The sequence below is a fragment of the Pseudomonas sp. NGC7 genome (assembly GCF_047159675.1).
Classification (GTDB): Bacteria; Pseudomonadota; Gammaproteobacteria; order Pseudomonadales; family Pseudomonadaceae; genus Aquipseudomonas; species Aquipseudomonas kermanshahensis.
The window spans coordinates 3,602,550-3,624,644 of record NZ_BAAFZY010000001.1 but is presented as its reverse complement, the minus strand read 5'-3'; the positions used below and the strand labels follow the sequence as shown (position 1 = coordinate 3,624,644).

Genomic DNA, 22,095 nt, shown 5'->3' with positions numbered 1-22,095 from the left:
TGAACACCCGTCACCGAGTCACTTCCCGCGTCCCTGGCTGCAAGCCAGAGCTGCCGCCATTCGCGCCAGGCTGACCTCCTCCCGGTCGATCTTTTACCTGTGATTTTTCAATAGCCACTTGAATGTGGAGGGATGAGTCATGTTTGAAGTCAACGTCAGCCGCAAGGCAATCGAAGCAGAAGGTGTTTGCAGCTTTGAATTGAGCCCCTTGGATGGCGGATCACTTCCGCCATTTGAAGCCGGTGCCCACATCGACGTTCATGTACCAGGCGGGTTCATTCGCCAGTACTCGCTGTGCAATGATCCACGAGAGCGTAATCGCTATCTCATCAGTGTTCTGAGGGAGCCTAGCTCCCGCGGTGGCTCGCAGGCAATGCACTCAGCTGTAGAGCAAGGTCAAACGCTGACGATCAGTGCGCCACGCAATCTGTTCCAGCTCGACCACCGCGCAAAGCGCCACCTGCTGTTTGCCGGGGGCATTGGTATTACCCCAATCCTGGCCATGGCTTATGAGCTTTCGCATCGCAGCCTGGAGTTCGAGCTTCATTACTGCTTCCGCTCCAGCGACCGTGCAGCATTCGTTAACGCACTTGCTCATGCGCCGTTCGCGGACCGCATCACTTTCCATGATGACAGCGGCGTGCAGCAGCAAAAACTGAATGCCGCCGCCATTCTCGATAGGGTCGATCAAGGTTGCCATCTGTATGTGTGCGGCCCCACCGGCTTCATGAACCACATTCTGGAAACCGGCGAGGCTGCCGGCTGGCCGCAAGCGCGCATGCATCGGGAGTTCTTTGCGGGCCAGATCAGTGACCAGGGTTCGAACACGCCCTTCGAGGTAGTGCTCGCCAGGAGCGGTAGAACCTTTGAAATTCCAGTCGACCGCAGCGTATTCGAGGTGTTGGACGACGCTGGAATTGAAGTTCAAACATCCTGCGAACAAGGCGTGTGTGGGACATGCGTGACACGCGTGCTGGAGGGTATCCCGGATCACAGGGATCAATTCATGACCGCCGATGAACACGCCAGGAATGATTGCTTCACGCCGTGCTGCTCCCGGGCAAAGTCACCTCGACTCGTACTTGACCTCTGATCTCTAACCAACACATTCACTGCAACGGAGACTCCTATGACTGCCTCTCCCCTTCAGTCACTCGCCCAGGATATTGCACCCGCCAAGCCTTCCACATTCCCGCTCAATCAATGGTATGTGGCTGCGTTGGGCTGGGAACTCAAGGATCGTCCCTTGGGCCGAACCTTGCTGAACACATCAGTCGTGATGTTCCGCACCGCGGATGGCAAGGTGGCGGCACTCGAAGACCGATGCTGTCACAGGGCGCTACCGCTGTCTGATGGAACACTTGAAGCCAGCGGCCTTCGCTGCGGCTATCACGGTCTCTTGTTCAATGAAGCCGGTAAATGCATTGAGGTCCCCGGCCAGGAAAAAATACCTAGCAAAGCAAAAGTGGCAGCCTTTCACGTGGTTGAAAAAGACCAGATCGTTTGGATCTGGTTTGGCAGCCCCGAACACCCAGAGCCTATCGATGAACCTCCTGCCTACGATGTTCACACGAATGGGCATTATCTTTTTGAGGGTGACGTGTATCACTACGACGCGCCCTATCAGCTCATACACGACAACTTGATGGATCTAAGCCATTTGGGCTATGTCCACCTACGCACCATTGGCGGCAACGCCAGCGTTCACATGAATGCCCTGATGACGGTAGAAAGTGACGACCATTCGGTTCGCGTTGTTCGACACATGCCTGACTCCGTCCCACCTCCGACCTATATCGCCGCCTACCCATTCAAGGGCACTGTCGATCGCTGGCAGGAAATTGAGTTTCATATCAGCCACTTGCGTATTTGGACCGGCGCTGTAGATGCCGGAACCGAGCCCCTGGACAATCCGCAGCGGGGCGGCTTCCACATGCGCGGCTTCCACGGCGTGACCCCGGAAACCGAAACCACTAGCCATTACTTCTGGACCATCGCCACCAACCCGGAAAGCAATCACGAAGAAGTTAAAGCGAAAGTAGTTGAGCAAACCATGATGACATTTGATGAGGACAAAGTTGTTATCGAATCTCAATACAAGAACCTGTGTCGATTCGGTGAACGGCAGATGATTGATATTCATGTTGACGTCGGTGCCAACAGGGCCCGCCGGATCATAGAAAGGCTTTGTCACGCCACCCGCTGAATGCCCAGTGCATTTATATCGTGCGGTTATCAGGCTACGGGGGCGAGCGGGATCGTCCCCCATCACCACCTGCTGCAGGTCAGTCGATATTGAGGCCCATCCAGTCACTCAGTTTTTGGGCTGCACTTGAGCACACCATTGCCTCAACAGCTCGGCAAAAACGGTCGCCGCCTCTGATAATGGCCGGTCTGTCGGGGACGTCAATCCTATCGGCGCACGAAGCAGTGTGCTGCTGAACGGCAATTGCTGAACTAACCCCATGCGTATATCCAGATCGACCACCCCCCGCTGAACAAACCACACCCCATCGAAATCTTGCACATACACTCGCGAGAATGTCTCGCTCAGAGATTCCTGTATTTGAAATCCCTCAACCCCGCCCTTGGATAATAGAAAATTGTCGACGCTGATCCGCACCAAGGTCCCGTGCGGCGAAACGACGAGCGTGTAGGGGCGCAGATCTTCCAAACCAAGATGACGCTGCCGGGTCAATGGGTGGCCACTGCGTACCACAAGCACCAGATCCTCTTCGTAGAGTGCTTCAAACACCACACCTACCATGTCCCGTCCGATCAAGCGGCCCACGATCAAGTCGAGTTCACGCGTTCTCAGCTTGCCCACCAGGTAATCGTAAATACCGGAAGCGACCTGCACCTGAATATGGGGATATCGTTGCCGCATCTGCTCTACGACAGGTGCAAGCATGTAACCAGCAGCAGTCGGTAACGCACCCACTTTCAAAACCTGAGGTGCTTGGGGCACATCTTTCACTTCCTCCATGGCCAGCCGGAAGTTGGCCATGGTCTGAGTGGCATGCTTGCTGAACGCCTCGCCCGCTTGCGTCAGTTGTACCCCTTTTCGCCCACGCACCAGCAACTGGGCGTCCAGTTCCTGCTCAAGCTCCTTGATGCTTTTGGATACCGCCGACAGCGTGATGTGAAGAAGCTTGGCAGCCGTCACAAGGCTGCCAGAGCTAACGACTGCGAGGAACACCCTGAAATGACGAAGACTGATGGGTGATGGCTTCATTCAACACCTCTGTTTATCAACCCACAGGTTAACCAAAGGTGGCTTTTATATCAATTTCATGAACCTGCTGTTTGATTTAGCATCCAGCCACCCCACCACCTAGGGGTGTGATTAAGGTGCTGTATATGACACAACAAAAAACGCCGCGTTTAGGCGTCTCCAGCGCTTCGCTGCCTACGCTTTCCCCCGAACACCTTGTCGAGCACTTAGCGCGGGAAGGCTACCAAGGTGTGGAATGGCGGGTGGCAAACGTCGATAACCTGGATGCTGGGCGCCCATGGGACGCGCGAAGCAATAACCGCTGTACCGTGCCTCCGACTCATCAGGCTATTGATCGCATTTACCGTCACTGCCAGTCGCACGGCCTCGAGATTTTTGGGCTAAGCCCTTACCTGGCTGTCGGGGACATTGAAAATGCGCGTCTCCTCATTGACCTGGCCGCTCAAGCAGGTCAAGCCCGACTTCGACTCTGGGGCCCTGGCTACGAGAATCAGCGTTATGCCGCCGGCTATTCGACTATGCGCCGCTTCCTCGATGACATTGTCCCGCTCGCCGAAAAAGCAGGTATTCAGCTCGCGCTTGAAGTCCACCAACGAACCATCTGCTCTAGCCCTTCGCTTGCGATGCGAATCGCTGAGCACTATCCGGCGCAGCAGCTGGGCATCATTTACGACCTAGGCAACCTCGCAATCGAGGGGCGAGAGGACGTGCAGCTGTCGCTGGATCTGATGGGCGATTACCTCGCTCACGTGCAAGTTAAAAATGTGGCGTACGTTCCGCAGGCCCCTGGCGAGGGCTGGCGCTGGGAATGGTGCCCGCCGGATGAGGGGGTGCTACCGCTTCAATCCATGCTGAAAACGCTCCGAAAAAACGGTTTCGACGACTGGATCTCAATTGAGGATTTTGATTCGAGCCACATCGACGTATCGAAGCTGTCCCGGAACCGGGATCTTGTGCGTCGCTACATGAATATGACCACCGTCGCTTGCGAAACAAGCCCTGAGGTACCGTGCCCATGAATACAACACATGAAAATCGCCGCGTTGCACTCGTCACCGGCGCCGCTGGAGAACTGGGGCGGGCAATCTGCATTCGCTTAGCCAAAGATGGAATGCACATTGCGGCCGTTGATATCGACTTGGAAGCGACTCAGGGCTTCTTGAAACAGCTTCAACTGGCGCCCGACCAATGTGCCGTTGCAGTCCAGGCTGATCTTGGCATTCCCGCGTCGATCCGTGAAATGGTCGAGCAGGTGGGTCAGCAGTTTGGTCGCATCGACGTTGTGGTCAACAACGCTGCCGTTAACCACCGAGGTTCTATCTACGACTTCGACGTCGCGAAATGGGATCACATGATGGCTGTAAACCTCCGCGCTCCAGCGTTGATTTGCCAGCACGTCGCCCCCTACTGGCAGCGACAAGCAAGTGGTCGAGTAATCAACATGGTGTCGCGATGCTGGGTAGCGGGCGGCCCTCCTGCCTATGTGGCGTGCAAGGCTGGCTTGGTGGGCCTGACACGATCGATGGCTCGAGAATTAGCCGACTACAACGTCACCGTAAATGCCATTGCGCCAGGCCTCTTACCCTCCGCATTCACACTGGATGGACGTGATGCAGAGAGCTTTGAGCGAATGGCGCAGGGGTCTATCAGCAATACCCCACTGAAGCGTCTGGCCACGCCAGAGGATATTGCTGGAACTACTTCTTATTTGGCTTCTGGGGACGCCGGATTCGTAACCGCCGAAGTCATTCATGTCTGTGGCGGAAGCCAGCTGGCACCATTTGGCAGCCGCTGAGTTCTCTTGAAAAAACAATTACAAGAAAGGTGTCACCATGCATTCAGATGCCACAAACCACCGGCGCATGGCCCGCAGAGCTGCATTCGGCAGCTTCCTGGGTAGCGTCGTCGAGTACTACGACTTCTTCATTTACGGCTCTGCCGCAGCCTTGGTTTTCAGCACCCTCTTCTTCCCCTCCAATGACCCTATGGCGGGTACGCTTGCTGCGCTTGCCACCTTCGGCGTTGGCTACATAGCGCGCCCAATCGGCGCATTGGTTTGCGGTCACCTGGGCGACAAGTGGGGCCGTAAGCAAGTACTGATGATGACGCTGCTGCTGATGGGTCTCGCAACATTCACCATCGGCCTTCTGCCAACTTACGCGACAGTGGGTGCGTGGGCACCAGCGCTGTTGGTTTTATGCCGTTTGCTTCAAGGGTTTTCTGCAGGTGGAGAACAGGTGGGGGCCAGCTTGCTGACCATGGAGCATGCTCCGGGTAAAAGTAAAGGGTTCTACACAAGCTGGTTGATCAATGGCGCCTCCATGGGGTCGATCCTCGCCACCTCAGTGTTCATTCCGCTCTCCATGTTGAGTGAAGAGCAGCTTCTGAGCTGGGGATGGCGCATTCCGTTCTTGCTCAGCGCAGTAATGGTCGTGATCACGTGGATTATCCGTCGCGGCGTTGAAGAAAGTCCCGAGTTCAAAGCAAGCAAACCTGCCAGTGACCTTCCGCCTGTCGTCGACCTCATGCGCAACGAACGTCGCGCATTCTTTACTGTATTTTGCTGCGCATTGATCTGTTCGGTTTCCTCCCTTGTGATGATATTTGGCCTCTCCTGGGCCACCAATAACCAAGGGATCGATCGGCCCTCAATGCTTACTGCGATTGCAGCCAGTCAGGCGGTAGCGTTGGTGTGTCAGCCCTTGTTCGGGCTGTTGGGTGACCGAATTGGGCGCAAGACAATCTTCACGGTGGGCGCATTCGCTTGCAGTGCAGGGGTATTCTTCTTCCTCTGGTCAATCACCACCGGAAGCATTGGTCTGATCATCTTCAGCACTGTTGTACTCAAATCTTTGCTTTACAGCGCCCCTAATGCCCTGTGGCCTTCGTTCTATGCAGAGATGTTCAGCATCCGTGTGCGCTATACCGGTGTCGGCTTAGCCACCCAGCTGAGTTTCATCGTTGCCGGTTTCTCACCTAGCCTGTGCTACGCACTGATGTCCAACGGTAGCGACTGGGTCCCGGTCGCGTGCTTCATTGGTGGCCTCGCCTTGATAGCAGCAATCGCAGCCCTGTCATCCAGACCTGCTGCCCTCGCCGCTTCGGCTCCAACTCACAACCTGCAGGCGCAATCACAGCATTGACCCAGAGGTGCTGGCCTAACCGCACTAGAAGTCCACCCTACCCCGACCCGCCTTGACCGTACTCCGCCTGGCTTTTCCTTCGAGGCGGCGGGTCTTCGAGCCGAGGGTCGGCTTGGTGGGGCGGCGTTTCTTCTCGGTCTTGCCGGCACTGATGATCAACTCGGCAAGACGCGCCAGTGCGTCAGCACGGTTCTGCTCCTGGGTGCGATACTGCTGGCCCTTGATGATCAACACGCCGTCACCGGTGATGCGGCTGTCACGCAGCGCCAGCAGCCGCTCCTTATAGAACTCGGGCAACGATGAGGCACGGATGTCGAAGCGCAGGTGCACGGCGCTGGACACCTTGTTGACATTCTGCCCACCCGCGCCTTGCGCGCGGATGTATGTCAGTTCGATTTCGGCATCCGGCAGATGCACGTTATTGGAGATGGTTAGCATGACTGGCCCTTGTAGTTGCCCCCATTATCACCGCCTGCGCCGATCTCCCATAGCGTTTGTGATAACACTCAGCGTGGCTGCGATGAGCAAGAATACGCCACTGGCCATAAAGGTAGCCCGGTAACCGGCCCCGTCGTACAGCAAGCCGCCCACTGTGGCACCAGCTGTGATCGCCAACTGAATCACCGCAACCATCAAGCCACCACCGGCTTCTGCATTGTGCGGCAGCGCCTTGGCCAACCAGGTGAACCACCCCACGGGTGCACACGTTGCGATCAGTCCCCAAAGGCCGAGCAAAAACGCGACTGGAACCACCCAGGTACCCACTGCGATCACGGCGAATGCGATAGCGCTCATGATCAGCGGTATTCCCACCAAAATCCTGTTCAGGTTTCGGTTAACAAGCGCGCCCACCAACAGGGTGCCTAGCAGACCTGCGGCACCAATGAGCAACAGCAGGAGCGAGAGCGTGGGCAGGTCGACAAGCGTGACCTTCTCCAGGAAAGGCCGCAGATACGTGAAGAGTGTGAACTGTCCCATGAAGAGGAATGCTACTGCACTCATGCCAAGTGCGATCTTCCAGTGCCCCAGCAAGCGCAGGGGGCCGAAGGCCGATACCTGAGTGCGCTGGCTCGGCATAGCCGGCAGCGTGAAGGCCTGCCAGATCAACGCCAATGCAGCCAACGGCACGACGCAAAAGAATGCCCCTCTCCAGCCAATCAAGCCGCCCAGGTAGCTCCCAACGGGCGCCGCGATTGCCGTGGCCAACGCCGTACCGCCCTGCATCACGGCAATAGCCCGCGCAATAAGTGCCTCTGGCGCGATGCGCATCATCACTGCAGTGGACATCGACCAGTAACCACCAATGGCAATCCCAAGCACGGCGCGCCCTACCATCAATGTCAGGTAGTTCGGGGCAAACGCCACCATCGCGCCGGAAACCAGCATGAGCGCAGTAGTGGCCAACAGCACCGGTTTGCGGTCGATCCCCTGGGTCACGGCTGCCAGCAACAGGCTGGTGATGACAGCAAAGAAACCCGAGATGGAAATGGCCTGCCCGGCTTGGCCTTCAGTCAGTGACAACTCGGACGCGATCGGCGTGAGCAAGCTCACCGGCAGGAACTCTGAAGCCACCAGGGCAAAAGCACATAGTGACATCGCCAGGACAGCGCCCCAGACGTGACGGCTTGAGTGTTGAAGGGGTATTGCTGGGCTGTTCATAGCGGTTCTCGTTGTATCAATCTCAAAGTGCACGGGCCTCAACTGCCGCCAATATTCCTCGCATAAACCAGCACACCAGTAGAGCAAACGGGTAGTTTTCTTGCCTAAATGTCCAGCCCCTGGTCACCGGACATGGACAGGGGAAGTGACATGAAAGTAATGTTTTGCCATACGATGATCGGAACCCACGCCATGGCCACCCACGCATTAACGCCTTCAAGCACGAACCCAATGGCCACGCTGTGCAGGGTCATCGGCGCCCACGCGCCCACTGCTGGCGATTTCGCGACAAGCATTGCAGACCTGAGCGTGTACCGACGTAACGCCCCAGCCCCACCGATCACCTGCATCGTCGAGCCGAGCATCGTGCTGGTCGTGCAGGGCGCCAAGGAAATGGTCATCGGCAGCGACGTTTTCCCCTACGATACGACTCGCTTCCTGGTCACCTCGCTGAACATACCCGCCAACTCAGCGGTGACGATGGCCAGCGATGCAGCACCCTGTCTCGGCCTGGTATTCAAGCTCGACCTGCGCACGCTGGCGGAGCTGATCGCGCACGATGGTCGTCTTCCTGTGAACGGTCAGTCCTTCCATACCAGCGCTGGCGTGGGTGAACTGAGCCCGAAATTGTTGGAGAGCTTCGCCCGTCTGATTCAGCTGCTAGAGGAGCCGGATGCGATACCGGTGCTCTGGCCCCTGATTCAACGAGAGATCCACTATCGTTTGCTGTTGAGTAACCAGGCCCCTCTACTGCGCTATATCGCTTCCGTAGGCAGCAAGGGCCATCGAATTGCCAAAGCCATCGACTGGATGAAGCTGAACTACGCCGCGCCTTTGCGAGTGGACGAGCTGGCCTCCCAGGTGCAGATGGGGCTCTCCACCTTCCATCAGCATTTCCGTCAGCTCACCGCCATGAGCCCGCTGCAGTACCAGAAATGGCTGAGGTTGAACGAGGCGAAACGGTTGATGCTCAACGAAGACCTGGATGCTGCCACCGCTGCCTTCAAGGTCGGCTACGAGAGCCCCTCGCAGTTCAGCCGCGAGTACGGGCGCCAGTTCGGCATGCCGCCCAAACGTGATATCGCAGAGCTGCGCCTAAGCGCGGAGAGAACAGCTATCTCCACGCCTATCGTGGCGTGAACCCCGACGCGGGATAAGCCGCCCAAGCTGCGATACTACAAGTACCGATTAGCTACGCTTGAGCAAAGCATTAACGTTCAACGTCAACGCTTCAAGCGTGAACGGTTTCGTCAGCACAGCCGTGTTGAGCTCAAGCTGGGCATTGTCCAAGACGTGCGGCTGCGCATACCCGGTCATGAACAACACCGGAAGCCCCGACCGAGTACAGCGCCCGGCATCGGCCATCTGCCTGCCGTCAATGCCTCCTGGGAGGCCAATGTCGGTCACCAGCAAATCGATGCGGGTATCCGAACGCAGTAATTGAAGGCCCGCTAGACTGTCGGCGGCCTCAATGACGATATAGCCGCAGTTACCCAGCGCTTCACTCACAAACATGCGGACGGAGGGCTCATCATCGACGACCAGTACCGTCTCGCCTGGCAAGGCCATTGGCGATTCAGGCAAGGACTCTGCGCGAGGTGCAGCTTCGACGCTGGCTGCAAGGCTGGGTAATTGAAGGAATACCCGGGTTCCTCGCCCCTCTTCCGACTCGATCCTGACTTGCCCGCCCGATTGTTTGGCAAAGCCATAAATCATGGACAGCCCAAGCCCGGTGCCCGCCCCTACGGGTTTGGTCGTGAAGAACGGCTCAAATACTCGAGTGAGCGTTTCGGTACTCATGCCGAGACCGTCGTCGGCGACACAGATTGTGAAGTAGGTGCCAGGCTCCAATTCCGGATCCAGCTCGGCCCCTTGCACCAGTTCCTCGTTGTAGGTCTTGATGGCGATTGACCCTCCGCCTTTCAACGCGTCACGCGCGTTGATGCACAAGTTCAGCAGCGCGTTCTCCACTTGGGCCGGGTCGACCAGGCAGGTACTCGATGTCGCGCGGAGCTCCACCTTGAGTTGAATGGCTGGCCCTACTGTCCGACTTATTAGCTCCTCCATATCGCTGATGAGCGTGTTCACATTGGTATGAACAGGCATCAGTGTCTGGCGGCGAGAGAACGCTAGCAGCCGGTGAGTGAGTGAGGCCGCCCTATTCGCCGCACCGTGGGCCACCGTCAGGTAGCGCTCTACATCAGCTATACGTCCCTGCTTCAAGCGGAGCTTGATCAAATCAAGGCTCCCCGTGATGCCCGCCAGCAGATTGTTGAAGTCGTGTGCGATGCCTCCGGTCAATTGGCCGACCGCTTCCATTTTTTGCGATTGACGCAGCGCTGCTTGCGCCGCTTCTCGCTCGGCCACAGCTTCTTCAACCCTCGCTTCCAAAGTGCGGTTGAGCTCAAGCAGCTCCGCCTCGGCATTTCTTCGCGCGGTTACATCGATGGATGAGCCGATCAGCCCCATGACCTCGCCTGCTTCGTCACACAGTGGCGCTTTGACCGAAAGCCAGTAGGTGGCTGTGCCATCCGGCATGTCGACACGTTCTTCGATCTGAACGGCCTGCCCGCCCTGCATAATGTGCCGATCGGTTTCCATTATCTGGCGTGCTTGGGCTTTGTCTTCCAAAAACTCCAAATCGGTTTTGCCCAGGTAGAGCTCCGGTGGCTTGCCAACCAGTTGGGTGACACCATCGTTGGCAACGATCAGCCGCCCCGCTAGATCTTTTGCGTAGACAACACCCGGAACGGCAGCAGTGAAGGTACGAAGCAACGCTGACATCCTGTCGCGCTCAGCTTCTGCTGACCGGCGTGACTCAATGTCCATGAGAACGCCAGGGAACCGAACAGCGCGGCCTTCATCGTCAAGCTCAGCTCTACCATTAGCCTCAATCCAACGGTAGTTGCCATCATGCTGTCTGACGCGGTATTCACACCGGTAGGCCCCCCCGCGGCTCATCGCCTCTTCGATATCGGCAGAGACACGTTCACGGTCGTCAGGGTGAATAGAGGCGAAGGCTTCCTCAATCGGGATACCCGCCAGGCATTTATCTGCTGGAAGTCCAAAAGATCGCGAGAATCGCTCATCCGCAGTCACTTGGTTGTCAAGGATGTTCCACACCCACGTTCCAACGATCGCGCCAGCATCGAGCGCCAATTGCAGGCGCTCCAAAGCGCTCGTCGGAAACGCGGACTCCTGATGGGGTGATGCGGGAGCATCCAAGTCTCCTGAAGAGCCGGCGCCTTCGCGATCCATAAATTGCCTCTTTCTTACGCTTATGAGCGACGTGTCACTGGAGGCGATTCTAAAGCGTGATGCCGAGCGATAGCGAGCACAGCGCTTCGCCTTTTGGAAGCGCACTCGCGTGGAGTACATTTGTACTCCACGCGGAATATCTCATATAGCGCTTACACCGGAACGGCTGAGGCATGCTTGCCTCATACCTGAAAAGTTACGCGCCAGCCCGCCTGCTACCTGTGCGTGGCAGGCATTAGGAAGGCCAGCACGTAAACCTAGCCCAGCTCGCGTTTGAGTTGTTCTTGATCGAGAACACCTTCCCAGCGAGCCACAAACAGTGCGGCGACACCGTTACCAATCACATTGATCAGTGCACCGCCTTCAGAGATGAACCGGTAGACGCCCAGCACCAACACCAGGCCGGCAGCGGGAATGACGTCGATGGAGCCAAGCGTCGCAGCCAGCGTGATAAACGCGCCCCCGGTCACGCTCGCTGCACCCTTGGAAGTCAGCAGCAGGATGAGCAGCAGCGTTATCTGGTGATAGAGCGATACATCGATATCCAGGGCTTGGGCGATAAAGATGGCCAGCACTGTCATGTTGATGCAGCTACCGTCCAGGTTGAAGCAATAGCCTGACGGCACCACCAGGCCCACCGTGGACTTCTCGCAGCCAAGCTTCTCAAGCTTGGTCATGAGTCGCGGCAGCGCGGACTCAGAGGACGATGTGCCGAGCACCAGAAACAGCTCTTCCCTGATGTACTTCAAAAACTTCCAGAGGCTGAAACCAGCCAGCCGAGCGGCAAGGTTCAAGATCACGAACACGAACACAAGGCCGGTCACGTAGTAGCAGATCAGCAGGTTTCCATAGGCCGCGAGCGATCCGATACCGTACTTGCCCACCGTGAATGCCATGCCACCGAAAGCGCCCAGCGGTGCCACGTACATGACGATTTTGAGCATCCGGAAGAACGCTTGAGCAACCAGATCAATCGTCGCCAACAGCGGATTGCCGATAGGCCCTAGCAGCTGGAGCCCAAAGGCGAACAACACAGAGATAAACAGTACCTGAAGGATCTCGCCGTCAGCGAAGGCGCCAAACACTGTGGTGGGAATGATGTGTGTCAGGAAGCCAACAACGCTTTGATCGTGTGCCGCCTTGGTGTAGCCAGCAATAGCGGATGCATCAAGCGTAGCGGGATCAATGTGCATCCCTACCCCAGGCTTGAACAGGTTTACACCTATCAAGCCAACAATCAGTGCCAAGGTAGTCAAGACTTCGAAATACACGAGAGACTTGAAGCCAATACGACCGATCTTCTTGAGGTTCTGCATGCTGGCGATGCCGCTCACGACGGTGCAGAAGATGATCGGCGCGATCAGCATCTTGATCATCTTGATGAACGTATCGCCTAACGGCTTCATCTGCTCACCCAGACCTGGGCTTATGTGCCCCAGCAGGATACCCAGCAAGATCGCCGCTAAAACCTGCACGTAGAGATGGTGATAAAATGGCTTGCGTTTGATCACCGGGGCGTCAGGAATATCGGATGAAGAGCTGATTGTTTTTGTCATGGCGCTCTACCTGTTCAAGTTGTAAGTGCTAGTGCGGTCAGCAGACCACGTTGATCGGCTTCCCTGCGGCGAAGGCTTGGATGTTCGAAAGCAAGATGTCCTTGAGGCGGGATACGCTGCTCTGGCTTGCCCAGCCGACGTGAGGCGTGATGATGAGATTTGGCAGATGGCAGTTCAGTAATGGGTGATCAGCGCGCGGTGGCTCTCCATCCAGCACATCAAGCGCAACGCCACCGAGGTGACCGGAGTGCAAGGCTTCGAGGAGTGCGTGTTCGTCAATGAGCGGCCCACGAGCGGTGTTGATCAACAGGGCTCCGGGCTTCATCTGAGCAAGCTGCGGTGCGCCGATCAGATGCTGGGTTTGCGCGGTCAGCGGGCAGTGCAGCGTAATGGCGTCCGACTGCTGCAGCATGTCTTCGAACGAGACATAACCGTCACGGACAGTGGCCGCGCCGCGATGCTCGGCGAAGATCACCTTCATCTCGAGCGCTGAAGCCAACCGGGCCACCCTACTTCCGATATCACCGCGCCCCACAATACCCAGGGTGGCGCCCCGGATGTCGAGGATCGGCGTACCGTGCACGCAGAAGTGATTGGAGGTGGGCCAGTGACGTGACGCGGCCTCACGGTATTCGAAGAGGCGCCTGCGGAGTGCGAACAGCGAGGCGACAACTGCTTCAGCAACGCTTACCGCTGAGTAAGCCGGTGCATTGCAAACGGTAACGCCCAAATCCCTGCACGCTGCGATGTCGATGCAATCATAACCGGTCGCTGCGACGCAGATCAGCTTCAACCCAGAGAGTTGTTCAAGCTGCACCCGCCCCAATTTCACCTTGTTAGTAATGGCGACCTGGGCATCTGCAAGCGCAGCGACCACCTCGTCAGAGCCAGTGCGCTCGCGGACAGTCCAGGTGTTAGCAAATGTGGGGCGCGGCATGGCAGACGGCAGGCTGGCGCCGTCCAGGAATACGATATTCATGAAGTACCTCTTGTTATTTTGTCAGGACGCGAGCGCGTTCACAGCAGCTCGGAAATCTCGATCAGGTTGAGATCTGGGTCGCGCACGTAGACTGAACGGATAGGCCCAGTGGCGCCCGTGCGCTGAATGGGCCCTTCAACGATCGGCCACGCCTGGGCCTGCAGATGTGCAATCACCTGTTCTAGACCGACGCTGGCGATGAAGCACAAGTCCAATGCGCCAGGAACGGGCAGATGGGCCTTCGGCTCGAACTCCTGACCGCGGACGTGGACATTGATCTTCTGATTGCCAAAACAGAACGCCAGGCGCCCTGCCCCGAAGGTCTCGATGCGCATGCCCATGACGCGGACATAGAAGTCTTTGCACGCCTCGACATCAATGGTGGTAAGTACCAGATGGTCCAGGTGGTCAATCACTTCGCCCCCTCCGGTATCGCCGACACGACTTGCTTGGTCATGTTGTGGACGTGATCAGGGATGGGATGCAGGTTCAGGCGCTTACCCGCCTTGAGGATCTGGCTGGGCGTTGAGTGCCCGATCAACCCCGGTAGGCGTGCTGAGGCCAGGAGGATTTTGTCCAAGTCGACGCCGGTGTCGTATCCGATCAGGTCGAGCATATGAACGAGGTCTTCAGTACACACATTGCCACTCGCGCCCGGGGCGTAGGGACAGCCGCCCAGCCCACCGAGTGAAGCGTCAAACCGATCGACCCCGGCCTCGAGTGCGGCCAACGTGTTCGCCAGGGCCATGCCGCGGGTGTTGTGGAAATGTAGCGTCACCTGCAGTTCAGGGAAGCGTTTAAGCACTTCAGCTGACAAGGCTTGCACCTGAGAAGGGAACGCCATGCCTGTGGTGTCACACAGCGTAACCCCACGCACACCCAAATTTGCGAAGCGGGCAACCCAGCTCATTACCTCTGAAAACGCCACATCGCCCTGCATCGGACAACCGAATACCGTAGAGAGCGACACGTTCACGGCAACGGGGCCTTGGCCAATAACCGAGACGACTTCCTTCAATTGAGCAAAGGAGTCTTCACGGGTCATGCGCAGATTGGACCTGTTGTGGGGTTCGCTCACCGACATGACCAGATTGGCCTCGTCGATTCCGCAACCCAATGCGCGCTCGGCACCCCGGACATTGGGAACGAGCACCGTATACTCGACTCCGGGCTGGCGTTTGATGCCATGCATCACGGCTTCTGCGTCACGCAGCGCCGGAATCGCCTTGGGCGAGGTAAACGAGGTCACCTCAATTTTGGCGAAGCCGCACTGGCTAAGCGTGTCGATCATCGAAATCTTGTCAGCCGTCTCGATGAAGGTTGATTCGTTCTGGAAGCCGTCACGGGTTGCGACTTCTTGCATAAATAGACGTTTCATCAGGTTACTCCGTACTTCAAATAATGCCGCGTGCGCGCCACTGTTCACGGGTTTGCGCATCGATGCCGTACGCATTCAAGACGTGGTCGGTGTGCTCGCCGAGGGTCGGTGCCCTTGATCGCAATTGCCCTGGCGTGGAAAGGAGCTTGGGCACGATGCCTGGCAGGGTGACCGGTGTTCCATCGTCCAGCGTGCTCGCCAGCAACATGTCACGAGCCTGGTAATGGGGGTCGGCTGCGATATCGGCGGCGTCGTAGATCTTGCCGGCAGGAATGCGCGCATCGTTCAGCGCATCCAGGACTTCTTCAAGCGAGCGCTCGGCCGTCCAGGTTGAGATCGCAGCGTCGATGCGGGCCACGTGTCGAACGCGGCCATCGTTCTGCTCAAGCTCAGGATCATTGGCGAGATCGAGACGATCAATCTTCTCCATCAGGCGGCGATAGATGCTGTCCCCATTACCCGCGATCAGCGCATACTTTCCATCCTTGCAACGGTATGCGTTTGTGGGTGCGATCCCAGGCAGGCTGCTGCCAGCCGGTTGGCGAATGGACTCGAATACCGAGTACTCAGGGATCAGGCTTTCCATCATGTTGAACACAGACTCGTACAGCGCGACATCAACCTGCTGCCCCTCGCCGTTGTTCTGCTCTCTATGGCGCAAAGCCAGAAGAACGCCAATCACCCCATGAAGCGCAGACAGAGAGTCACCGATCGACACCCCAACCCGCACAGGCGTACGCCCTGGCTCACCGGAAAGATGGCGTAAGCCCCCCATGGCCTCTCCAATGACACCAAAGCCCGGTAAGTCACGGTAAGGGCCGCTCTGCCCGTAGCCAGACACACGCAGCATGACCAGGCGTGGGTTGATTTCGCGCAGGACGTCCCACCCTAGGCCCCACTTTTCAAGCGTGCCGGGGCGGAAGTTTTCGATGAGGATATCAGCGTCTCCAACCAGCCGTTTGACCACATCATGGGCCTCAGCCTGACGCAGATCCAGCGTAATAGAGCGCTTGTTACGCGATTGAGAAGCCCACCATACGGACGTTCCGTTGTGGAGCATGCGCCATTTGCGCAAAGGGTCGCCGGTCACAGGTGGCTCGATCTTGATAACGTCGGCACCGAACTCGGCGAGCATCTTGGCAGCAAACGGGCCAGCAATCAGCTGCCCCATTTCGATGACCTTGATGCCTTGTAATGGGAGGGTCATGGCGTCATCCGCTCTTGTTGGTTGTTATGGCAGGATGATCCCTCTCATTGTGCATGATGAAAATTGCGAAATTATCCAGTACCCTTTCCAAAATCGAAAGGCTAGGAGCCGTTGATGAGCCTTCTACATGTTGATTTGGTATCCCTACGCCTCCTGGTCTTCGCGGCAGAAACGCTCAATCTGACCCAAGCGGCCCATCGCGCAAACATGACGCTCTCTACCGCGAGCAAGCGCCTGTCTGAGCTAGAGCGAATTACCGACTGCGCACTGTTCGTCCGCTTGCCACGCGGGGTGGAATTGACTGCAGCGGGTCGAGGCATCGCTGATCACGCTCGGCATATACTCGAGAGCGTCAACCGTATGGCCTGCGATGCAAATGACTTTGCCATGGGGGTGCGGGGTCACGTTCGACTGACCGCCAACACGTCTGCTGTCGTGCAATTTCTACCCCAGGATCTGGCGTGCTACCTTGCCGATAACCCGCATGTCCGCATAGGGATGGACGAAGCGCTCAGCGACGACATTGTGGACGCTGTTTTCAATGGCCGAGCTGACATCGGGATTTTTGCTGACAACGTCGCGTCTGAGGGGCTGTTGAAGAGGGTCTACCGGCGTGATCAACTGGTGCTGCTGGTGCCCACTGATCACCCACTGACTGCATCGAGCGAGATAGCGCTGGCGGACGCGCTAGACTACGATTTCGTGGCACTCAACCAAGGCAGTTCCCTGCTGCGGCGCTTGACTGACGCAGCAGTAGCGAACGGAAAGATGCTGAAGGTTCGCATTCAGGTCAGCAGCTTCGATGGGATCTGCAGGATGATTGAGGCCGGCCTTGGCGTGGGCGTTCTGCCACTGGCATCAGTGAGGAAAGAGCTGCTAGGGACGCAGATCCAAGCCATCAGGCTCACCGATGACTGGGCCATGCGAACGCTGTATGTAGGGGTTGCAGGTGAGACCCAGCTATCGCCTGAGGCGGCCAAGCTGTTCGAGTATCTCGCGGGTAGAGAAAACGACCTGTAATTTGCGCAATGACGCCAGCACGATTCAAAGAAAACCTGGGCTGAGATGCCCATCAACAATACCCGCACACCGCACAATAGTTCGATAATCGCACAAAATCCGTTCCCCTCTCTCTACTTGTGCCCAATCTTGCGGCACGCTATCGGCAGTCAGCAAACATTTCCTAGGCGCTGACTGGCCCAGTCGCTTCGAAGCGCGCCGGCCAGGTCGACAATCCCTACTCCAGGAAAAACCAGGAGCTCGCTTTGATCAATAAAACGTTTGAGTCCATCGCCAGCGCGGTGGAAGGCATCACCGACGGTTCAACCATCATGGTCGGTGGCTTCGGCACTGCCGGTATGCCGTCTGAGCTGATTGATGCTCTGATCGCCACCGGTACCCGCGACCTGACCATCATCAGCAACAACGCCGGCAACGGTGAGGTCGGCCTGGCCGCGCTGCTCAAGGCGGGCAGCGTGCGCAAGGTGGTCTGCTCGTTCCCGCGCCAGTCCGACTCCTATGTCTTCGACGAACTGTTCCGGGCCGGCAAGATCGAACTCGAAGTGGTACCACAAGGTAACCTGGCCGAGCGTATCCGCGCCGCGGGCTCGGGCATCGGTGCGTTCTTCTCGCCGACCGGCTACGGCACCCTACTGGCCGAAGGCAAAGAAACCCGTGAGATCGACGGCCGCCAGTACGTCCTGGAAATGCCGCTGCACGCTGACTTCGCGCTGATCAAGGCGCACAAGGGTGACCGTTGGGGCAACCTGGTTTACCGCAAGGCCGCTCGCAACTTCGGCCCGATCATGGCCATGGCCGCCAAAACCGCCATTGCCCAGGTCGACCAGATTGTCGAACTCGGTGAACTGGACCCGGAACACATCATCACCCCGGGTATCTTCGTCCAGCGCGTGGTCGCCGTCACCGGCGCTGCCGCTTCTTCGATCGCCAACGCTGTCTGAGGCCTGCCATGACCATCACCAAAAAGCTCTCCCGCACCGAGATGGCCCAGCGCGTGGCCGCAGACATTCAAGAAGGCGCCTACGTCAACCTGGGCATCGGCGCACCGACCATGGTGGCCAACTACCTGGGCGACAAGGAAGTGTTCCTGCACAGCGAGAACGGCCTGCTGGGCATGGGCCCAAGCCCCGCGCCGGGCGAAGAAGACGATGACCTGATCAACGCCGGCAAGCAGCACGTGACCCTGCTCACCGGGGGTGCCTTCTTCCACCACGCCGACTCCTTCTCGATGATGCGTGGCGGCCACCTGGACATCGCCGTACTGGGCGCCTTCCAAGTGTCGGCCAAAGGTGACCTGGCCAACTGGCACACCGGCGCCGAAGGCTCGATCCCGGCCGTAGGCGGCGCGATGGACCTGGCCACCGGCGCCCGCCAGGTGTTCGTGATGATGGACCACCTGACCAAGTCCGGCGAAAGCAAGATCGTGCCCGAGTGCACTTATCCGCTGACTGGCATTGGGTGCGTCAGCCGCATCTACACCGACCTGGCCGTGCTGGACGTGACGTCCGACGGGCTGAAAGTGGTCGAGATCTGTGCCGACATCGACTTCGACGCGTTGCAGAAGCTCAGTGGCGTACCGCTGATCAAGTAATCCGCGCAAAGCGTAGGTATCCGCCTGCCGGCGAATGGACCTGAAACGGTCGCATCGCCGCCAAGGCGGATTCTACAGTGCGCGTTCGCAATTTCGAGCTAGAGCTCCCCTAGATCTGCTGTAACCAATACCCCACATCCACCTCATCCATCTGCTCGGCCCGCAAGAACCGCTCGCCATATTCCCGATACACGCCACTGCTCAGGAACAAGCGCAGCAGTTCACCATCCACATGGTTGTCCCGTGCCATGAACACCAGAATCTTCACCGATTCGGACAGAGTCTTCGGCGCCTTGTAGGGCCGATCCGCCGCCGTCAGTGCCTCGAAGATATCGGCGATCGCCATCACCCGTTCGGCGATACCCAGGTCTGCCTTGCCCAACCGCCGCGGGTAGCCAGTGCCGTCCATTTTTTCATGATGGTTACCGGCGATATCGGGCACACGCCGCATCTGACGCGGAAACGGCAGCGAACTGAGCATGATGATGGTCTGCACGATGTGTTCGTTGATCTTGAAGCGCTCCTCGTCGTTCAGCGTGCCGCGGCGGATCGACAGGTTGTACAACTCGCCATGGTCGCTGGCATTGGCCGGCAGGCGCATGTCGAAACCCCAGACATTGCGCGGGTCGCCTTTGGCCACCGGTGGTTTGCGCGGCCCCCAGGGCACCCGGTGTTCGCTGCGGTCGGCCAGTAGCGGTTCGTCCACCGGCAGTTGCACAGGCGGCGCACCGGCAAAGCGCGCCGCTTCGTCGCGGGAGATGCCCAGGCGGTTGTCGAAATGGCGCTGCCAGCGCCGCTCGCCGATGCGGCGCAAACGCTCGACGTCTTCGTCCTGCATGCACTCGCCGCCAATATTGGCCTTGGCGACGAAGGCGAACGCCTCCTGTAGTTCAACCTTGTTCTGTTCAAGCGTACGTTGCAGCACCTGCCGATCCGCGCCGCTGGCCACGCCTTGCCAGTACACCAGCTCGGCGTCGCGCCAGAGCACCTCGAAGCGCATGCGCACCTCGTGGATGCGGTTGTACAGGGTCTCCAGCTTGGTGGCCTTGTCCACCACATATTCGGGGCTGGTGACCTTGCCGCAATCATGCAGCCAGGCCGCTACCCGAAACTCATAACGCTCGGCCTCGCTCATGGTGAAACCGGCGTAGGGTCCGCTGTCGGCCGCCACGGCCTTGTCCAACAGCATCTGCGCCAGTTGCGGCACGCGTTCGCAGTGGCCTCCGGTGTAGGCACTCTTGGCATCGATAGCATCGGCCAGCAGCTGGATCATGGCATCGAGCAGGCGCTGCTGGTCCTCGACCAGCTGGCGGGTCTCGATTGCCACGGCAGCAGCGCCGGACAGTTCCTCGACAAAGCGTCGGAACGGTTCGCCCATTTCGTCAAGCGCCTGCTCACTCGCCAGCTGCAGCACCAGGATGCCGAGCAACGCATGACCACGATCATTGAGCACCACCGCGTGACCGCGGCCCTGTAGTGCCAGGGCCTGTGTCACGGCGTTCGTCAGCTTATCAGGGGCGTGCTCGCCAATCGGCAACGCCTCTGGGTAGCCCTCGCCTCGGCAGGCGGCGGCCAGGCGCAACACGCCGCGCTCAGCATCGAACAGGTACACCGCGCCAGCGCTGGCCCCAGCAGCATCCACCAGTGGGGTGAGCACCCCGTCGAGCATGTGTTCCAACTGGCTTTCACGGCTGAGCGTCAGGGTGATCGCCTGGAAGTTGCGGATAGTCCCGGACATGCGACCAAGCACCCGGCTCAACTCACGCACCTCGGTCACCTGCGACTCAACCCCCACCTCACGGCTGAAATCGAAGCTGGCCAGGCCACGCACCTGATCGGCCAGAAGGCGCAGCGGGCGGCCGATTCGCCGGCCCAGCAAGCCGCCGAGCGGCAGCAACACGCCCATCAGCACTGCGGCCCAGAGCAGCTGCTCGACCAGCACCTTGCGTGCGTCGGCCAGCAGTTCGTGGGCCGGCACGGCAATCAACACCTGCAAGTCTTGCCCGGCCAGGGTCGTCAGTTGCTCGAGCATGCCGTACCAGGTTTCACCGTCCACCTGGAACGCTTCAGGCTGGCTGCCCTGGGGCAAGTGCGCGTAGAGCTGTGCCAGGCTCGGGATGCCCAGCTCGGTGATACGGGACAGGCGCACGGCCTCCCCTTCATGCACGATGACCCGCGCCAGGTCCGGGTACGCCACCACACTGCCCTTCCCGTCTACCACGGCGATCTCGGTGCCTGCGGTCATGCGCATGTCGCGGGTTTCGCTGGCCAGGTCGTCGACCGAGACGTCCATGCCGACCACCGAGCCGCCGTCGACACTGCGCTGAGCCATGGTCATGCCGATCTCGCGGGTGGTGAAGAACACGTAGGGGTGGGTAAAGACAGTGGTGGATTGCCCGGATGCTTCGACGAACCAGGGGCGTACGCGGGGATCATAGCGGTAGTTCGGCTTGGCCTCGGACTTGAGTAGCGCCAGCGCCGGGTCGTAGAACCGCCACTCCCCCAGCAGCGTGCCGTCGTCGCCCTTGCTGACGCTCTGCACCAGAAACGCGGTTCCTTCAGGTGCGGCGTAACGCTGGAGCAGTTGCGGGTCCTTGAGCCTGCGCACCAGCAAGAACTCGCCATTGGGGTAGCCCATATAAGCGGCGCTCAGCATCTTGTTGGCGTTGAGGCTTTCGACCAGCTGCGGTAGCCGTTCCAGGCGCTGCGCGAGGGTGCTGGCCGTCGGGTTGAAGGCCAGCAGGCGGATGCTGCTTTGCACGGGGTCAACCATGCGACGGGCGCGTTCATCGATGGTCTTGCCGAACTGCCGGGCAGTGTCGCCGGCGGCAGCCACCAGCGTCTGCTGGACACCACGATAGCCCTGCCAGGCAAGCCCCGCGCCCAGCAGCGACATGCCCAGCACAATGGCCAACGCCACCAGCCATTGCAAGGAATAGCCGCGCCCTGGATTGCTCATGGCTGCGGCCCTCTGCCGCCTGAAGGCGCTGTAGCAATAAGCACACGCCATAGGCCACCTGGCTTCAGAGCAGCACGAGCGATCAACATGCAGTCCATCCCGGGTACTCC

Annotated in this window: 19 protein-coding genes; 9 read left to right on the top strand and 10 right to left on the bottom strand. The window is 58.7% G+C overall.

The window, feature by feature from the left end; all coding sequences use genetic code 11:
* The first annotated feature begins 139 nt into the window (after positions 1–139).
* A complete protein-coding gene (locus ACMCNM_RS16225) occupies positions 140–1,093 on the top strand; it encodes a PDR/VanB family oxidoreductase (RefSeq protein WP_412764918.1) in 954 nt (317 codons plus the stop codon).
* 36 nt (positions 1,094–1,129) lie between these two features.
* On the top strand, positions 1,130–2,206 hold the full coding sequence (locus ACMCNM_RS16220; RefSeq protein WP_412764917.1) for a Rieske 2Fe-2S domain-containing protein: 1,077 nt from the start codon (positions 1,130–1,132) through the stop codon (positions 2,204–2,206).
* Between the two features lie 108 nt (positions 2,207–2,314).
* Here ACMCNM_RS16220 and ACMCNM_RS16215 read toward each other — a convergent pair whose 3' ends face one another.
* Positions 2,315–3,235, bottom strand: coding sequence for a LysR substrate-binding domain-containing protein (locus ACMCNM_RS16215; protein WP_186678466.1), 921 nt, complete (start codon positions 3,233–3,235; stop codon positions 2,315–2,317).
* Positions 3,236–3,360: 125 nt separating this feature from the next.
* On the opposite strand from ACMCNM_RS16215, the gene ACMCNM_RS16210 reads away from it, so the two are divergent.
* The 3 genes from ACMCNM_RS16210 to ACMCNM_RS16200 are packed head-to-tail and all read left to right on the top strand — an operon-like array spanning position 3,361 to position 6,378.
* Positions 3,361–4,254 carry a sugar phosphate isomerase/epimerase family protein gene (locus ACMCNM_RS16210; protein WP_225874370.1) on the top strand — a complete coding sequence of 298 codons (894 nt, stop codon included), beginning with the start codon at positions 3,361–3,363 and terminating at the stop codon, positions 4,252–4,254.
* The gene (locus ACMCNM_RS16205) at positions 4,251–5,030 is read left to right on the top strand and encodes an SDR family NAD(P)-dependent oxidoreductase (protein ID WP_412764916.1); all 780 of its coding nucleotides are present in this window, start codon (positions 4,251–4,253) and stop codon (positions 5,028–5,030) included. The genes ACMCNM_RS16210 and ACMCNM_RS16205 overlap by 4 nt, the downstream gene beginning before the upstream one ends.
* Before the next feature lie 37 nt (positions 5,031–5,067).
* Complete coding sequence (locus tag ACMCNM_RS16200) at positions 5,068–6,378, top strand: MFS transporter (RefSeq protein ID WP_172961363.1); 1,311 nt, start codon at positions 5,068–5,070, stop codon at positions 6,376–6,378.
* A gap of 24 nt (positions 6,379–6,402) precedes the next feature.
* Here the strand turns inward: ACMCNM_RS16200 and arfB are convergent, their stop codons facing one another.
* Both arfB and ACMCNM_RS16190 read right to left on the bottom strand, forming a co-directional pair.
* Positions 6,403–6,816, bottom strand: a complete 414-nt coding sequence (arfB, locus tag ACMCNM_RS16195; RefSeq protein ID WP_085272877.1) for an alternative ribosome rescue aminoacyl-tRNA hydrolase ArfB — start codon at positions 6,814–6,816, stop codon at positions 6,403–6,405.
* Positions 6,817–6,843: 27 nt separating this feature from the next.
* Positions 6,844–8,037 carry an MFS transporter gene (locus ACMCNM_RS16190; RefSeq protein WP_099454195.1) on the bottom strand — a complete coding sequence of 398 codons (1,194 nt, stop codon included), beginning with the start codon at positions 8,035–8,037 and terminating at the stop codon, positions 6,844–6,846.
* Between the two features lie 192 nt (positions 8,038–8,229).
* On the opposite strand from ACMCNM_RS16190, the gene ACMCNM_RS16185 reads away from it, so the two are divergent.
* Positions 8,230–9,177 carry an AraC family transcriptional regulator gene (locus ACMCNM_RS16185; protein WP_216642515.1) on the top strand — a complete coding sequence of 316 codons (948 nt, stop codon included), beginning with the start codon at positions 8,230–8,232 and terminating at the stop codon, positions 9,175–9,177.
* Between the two features lie 48 nt (positions 9,178–9,225).
* On the opposite strand, the gene ACMCNM_RS16180 is transcribed toward ACMCNM_RS16185, so the two are convergent.
* From ACMCNM_RS16180 to ACMCNM_RS16155, 6 genes are all read right to left on the bottom strand, one after another.
* Positions 9,226–11,295: a PAS domain-containing protein gene (locus ACMCNM_RS16180; RefSeq protein ID WP_412764915.1), complete on the bottom strand. Its 2,070-nt coding sequence runs from the start codon at positions 11,293–11,295 to the stop codon at positions 9,226–9,228.
* Between the two features lie 257 nt (positions 11,296–11,552).
* Positions 11,553–12,851: a C4-dicarboxylate transporter DctA gene (dctA, locus tag ACMCNM_RS16175; RefSeq protein ID WP_412764914.1), complete on the bottom strand. Its 1,299-nt coding sequence runs from the start codon at positions 12,849–12,851 to the stop codon at positions 11,553–11,555.
* A gap of 37 nt (positions 12,852–12,888) precedes the next feature.
* The gene (locus ACMCNM_RS16170; RefSeq protein WP_412764913.1) at positions 12,889–13,830 is read right to left on the bottom strand and encodes a D-2-hydroxyacid dehydrogenase; all 942 of its coding nucleotides are present in this window, start codon (positions 13,828–13,830) and stop codon (positions 12,889–12,891) included.
* A gap of 38 nt (positions 13,831–13,868) precedes the next feature.
* Positions 13,869–14,246, bottom strand: a complete 378-nt coding sequence (locus tag ACMCNM_RS16165; RefSeq protein WP_186678439.1) for a VOC family protein — start codon at positions 14,244–14,246, stop codon at positions 13,869–13,871.
* Positions 14,243–15,208, bottom strand: coding sequence for a hydroxymethylglutaryl-CoA lyase (locus ACMCNM_RS16160; RefSeq protein ID WP_186678437.1), 966 nt, complete (start codon positions 15,206–15,208; stop codon positions 14,243–14,245). Before ACMCNM_RS16160 ends, ACMCNM_RS16165 begins: the two co-directional genes overlap by 4 nt.
* 16 nt (positions 15,209–15,224) lie before the next feature.
* Positions 15,225–16,415: a CaiB/BaiF CoA transferase family protein gene (locus tag ACMCNM_RS16155; protein WP_412764912.1), complete on the bottom strand. Its 1,191-nt coding sequence runs from the start codon at positions 16,413–16,415 to the stop codon at positions 15,225–15,227.
* A 114-nt stretch (positions 16,416–16,529) separates the two neighbouring features.
* On the opposite strand from ACMCNM_RS16155, the gene ACMCNM_RS16150 reads away from it, so the two are divergent.
* From ACMCNM_RS16150 to ACMCNM_RS16140, 3 genes are all read left to right on the top strand, one after another.
* Positions 16,530–17,435, top strand: a complete 906-nt coding sequence (locus tag ACMCNM_RS16150; protein ID WP_412764911.1) for a LysR family transcriptional regulator — start codon at positions 16,530–16,532, stop codon at positions 17,433–17,435.
* A 245-nt stretch (positions 17,436–17,680) separates the two neighbouring features.
* Complete coding sequence (locus ACMCNM_RS16145; RefSeq protein WP_027593311.1) at positions 17,681–18,376, top strand: 3-oxoacid CoA-transferase subunit A; 696 nt, start codon at positions 17,681–17,683, stop codon at positions 18,374–18,376.
* A gap of 8 nt (positions 18,377–18,384) precedes the next feature.
* Positions 18,385–19,026, top strand: a complete 642-nt coding sequence (locus ACMCNM_RS16140) for a 3-oxoacid CoA-transferase subunit B (protein WP_099429294.1) — start codon at positions 18,385–18,387, stop codon at positions 19,024–19,026.
* Positions 19,027–19,135: 109 nt separating this feature from the next.
* On the opposite strand, the gene ACMCNM_RS16135 is transcribed toward ACMCNM_RS16140, so the two are convergent.
* Positions 19,136–21,985, bottom strand: coding sequence for an HD domain-containing phosphohydrolase (locus tag ACMCNM_RS16135; RefSeq protein ID WP_412764910.1), 2,850 nt, complete (start codon positions 21,983–21,985; stop codon positions 19,136–19,138).
* Positions 21,986–22,095: the final 110 nt, after the last annotated feature.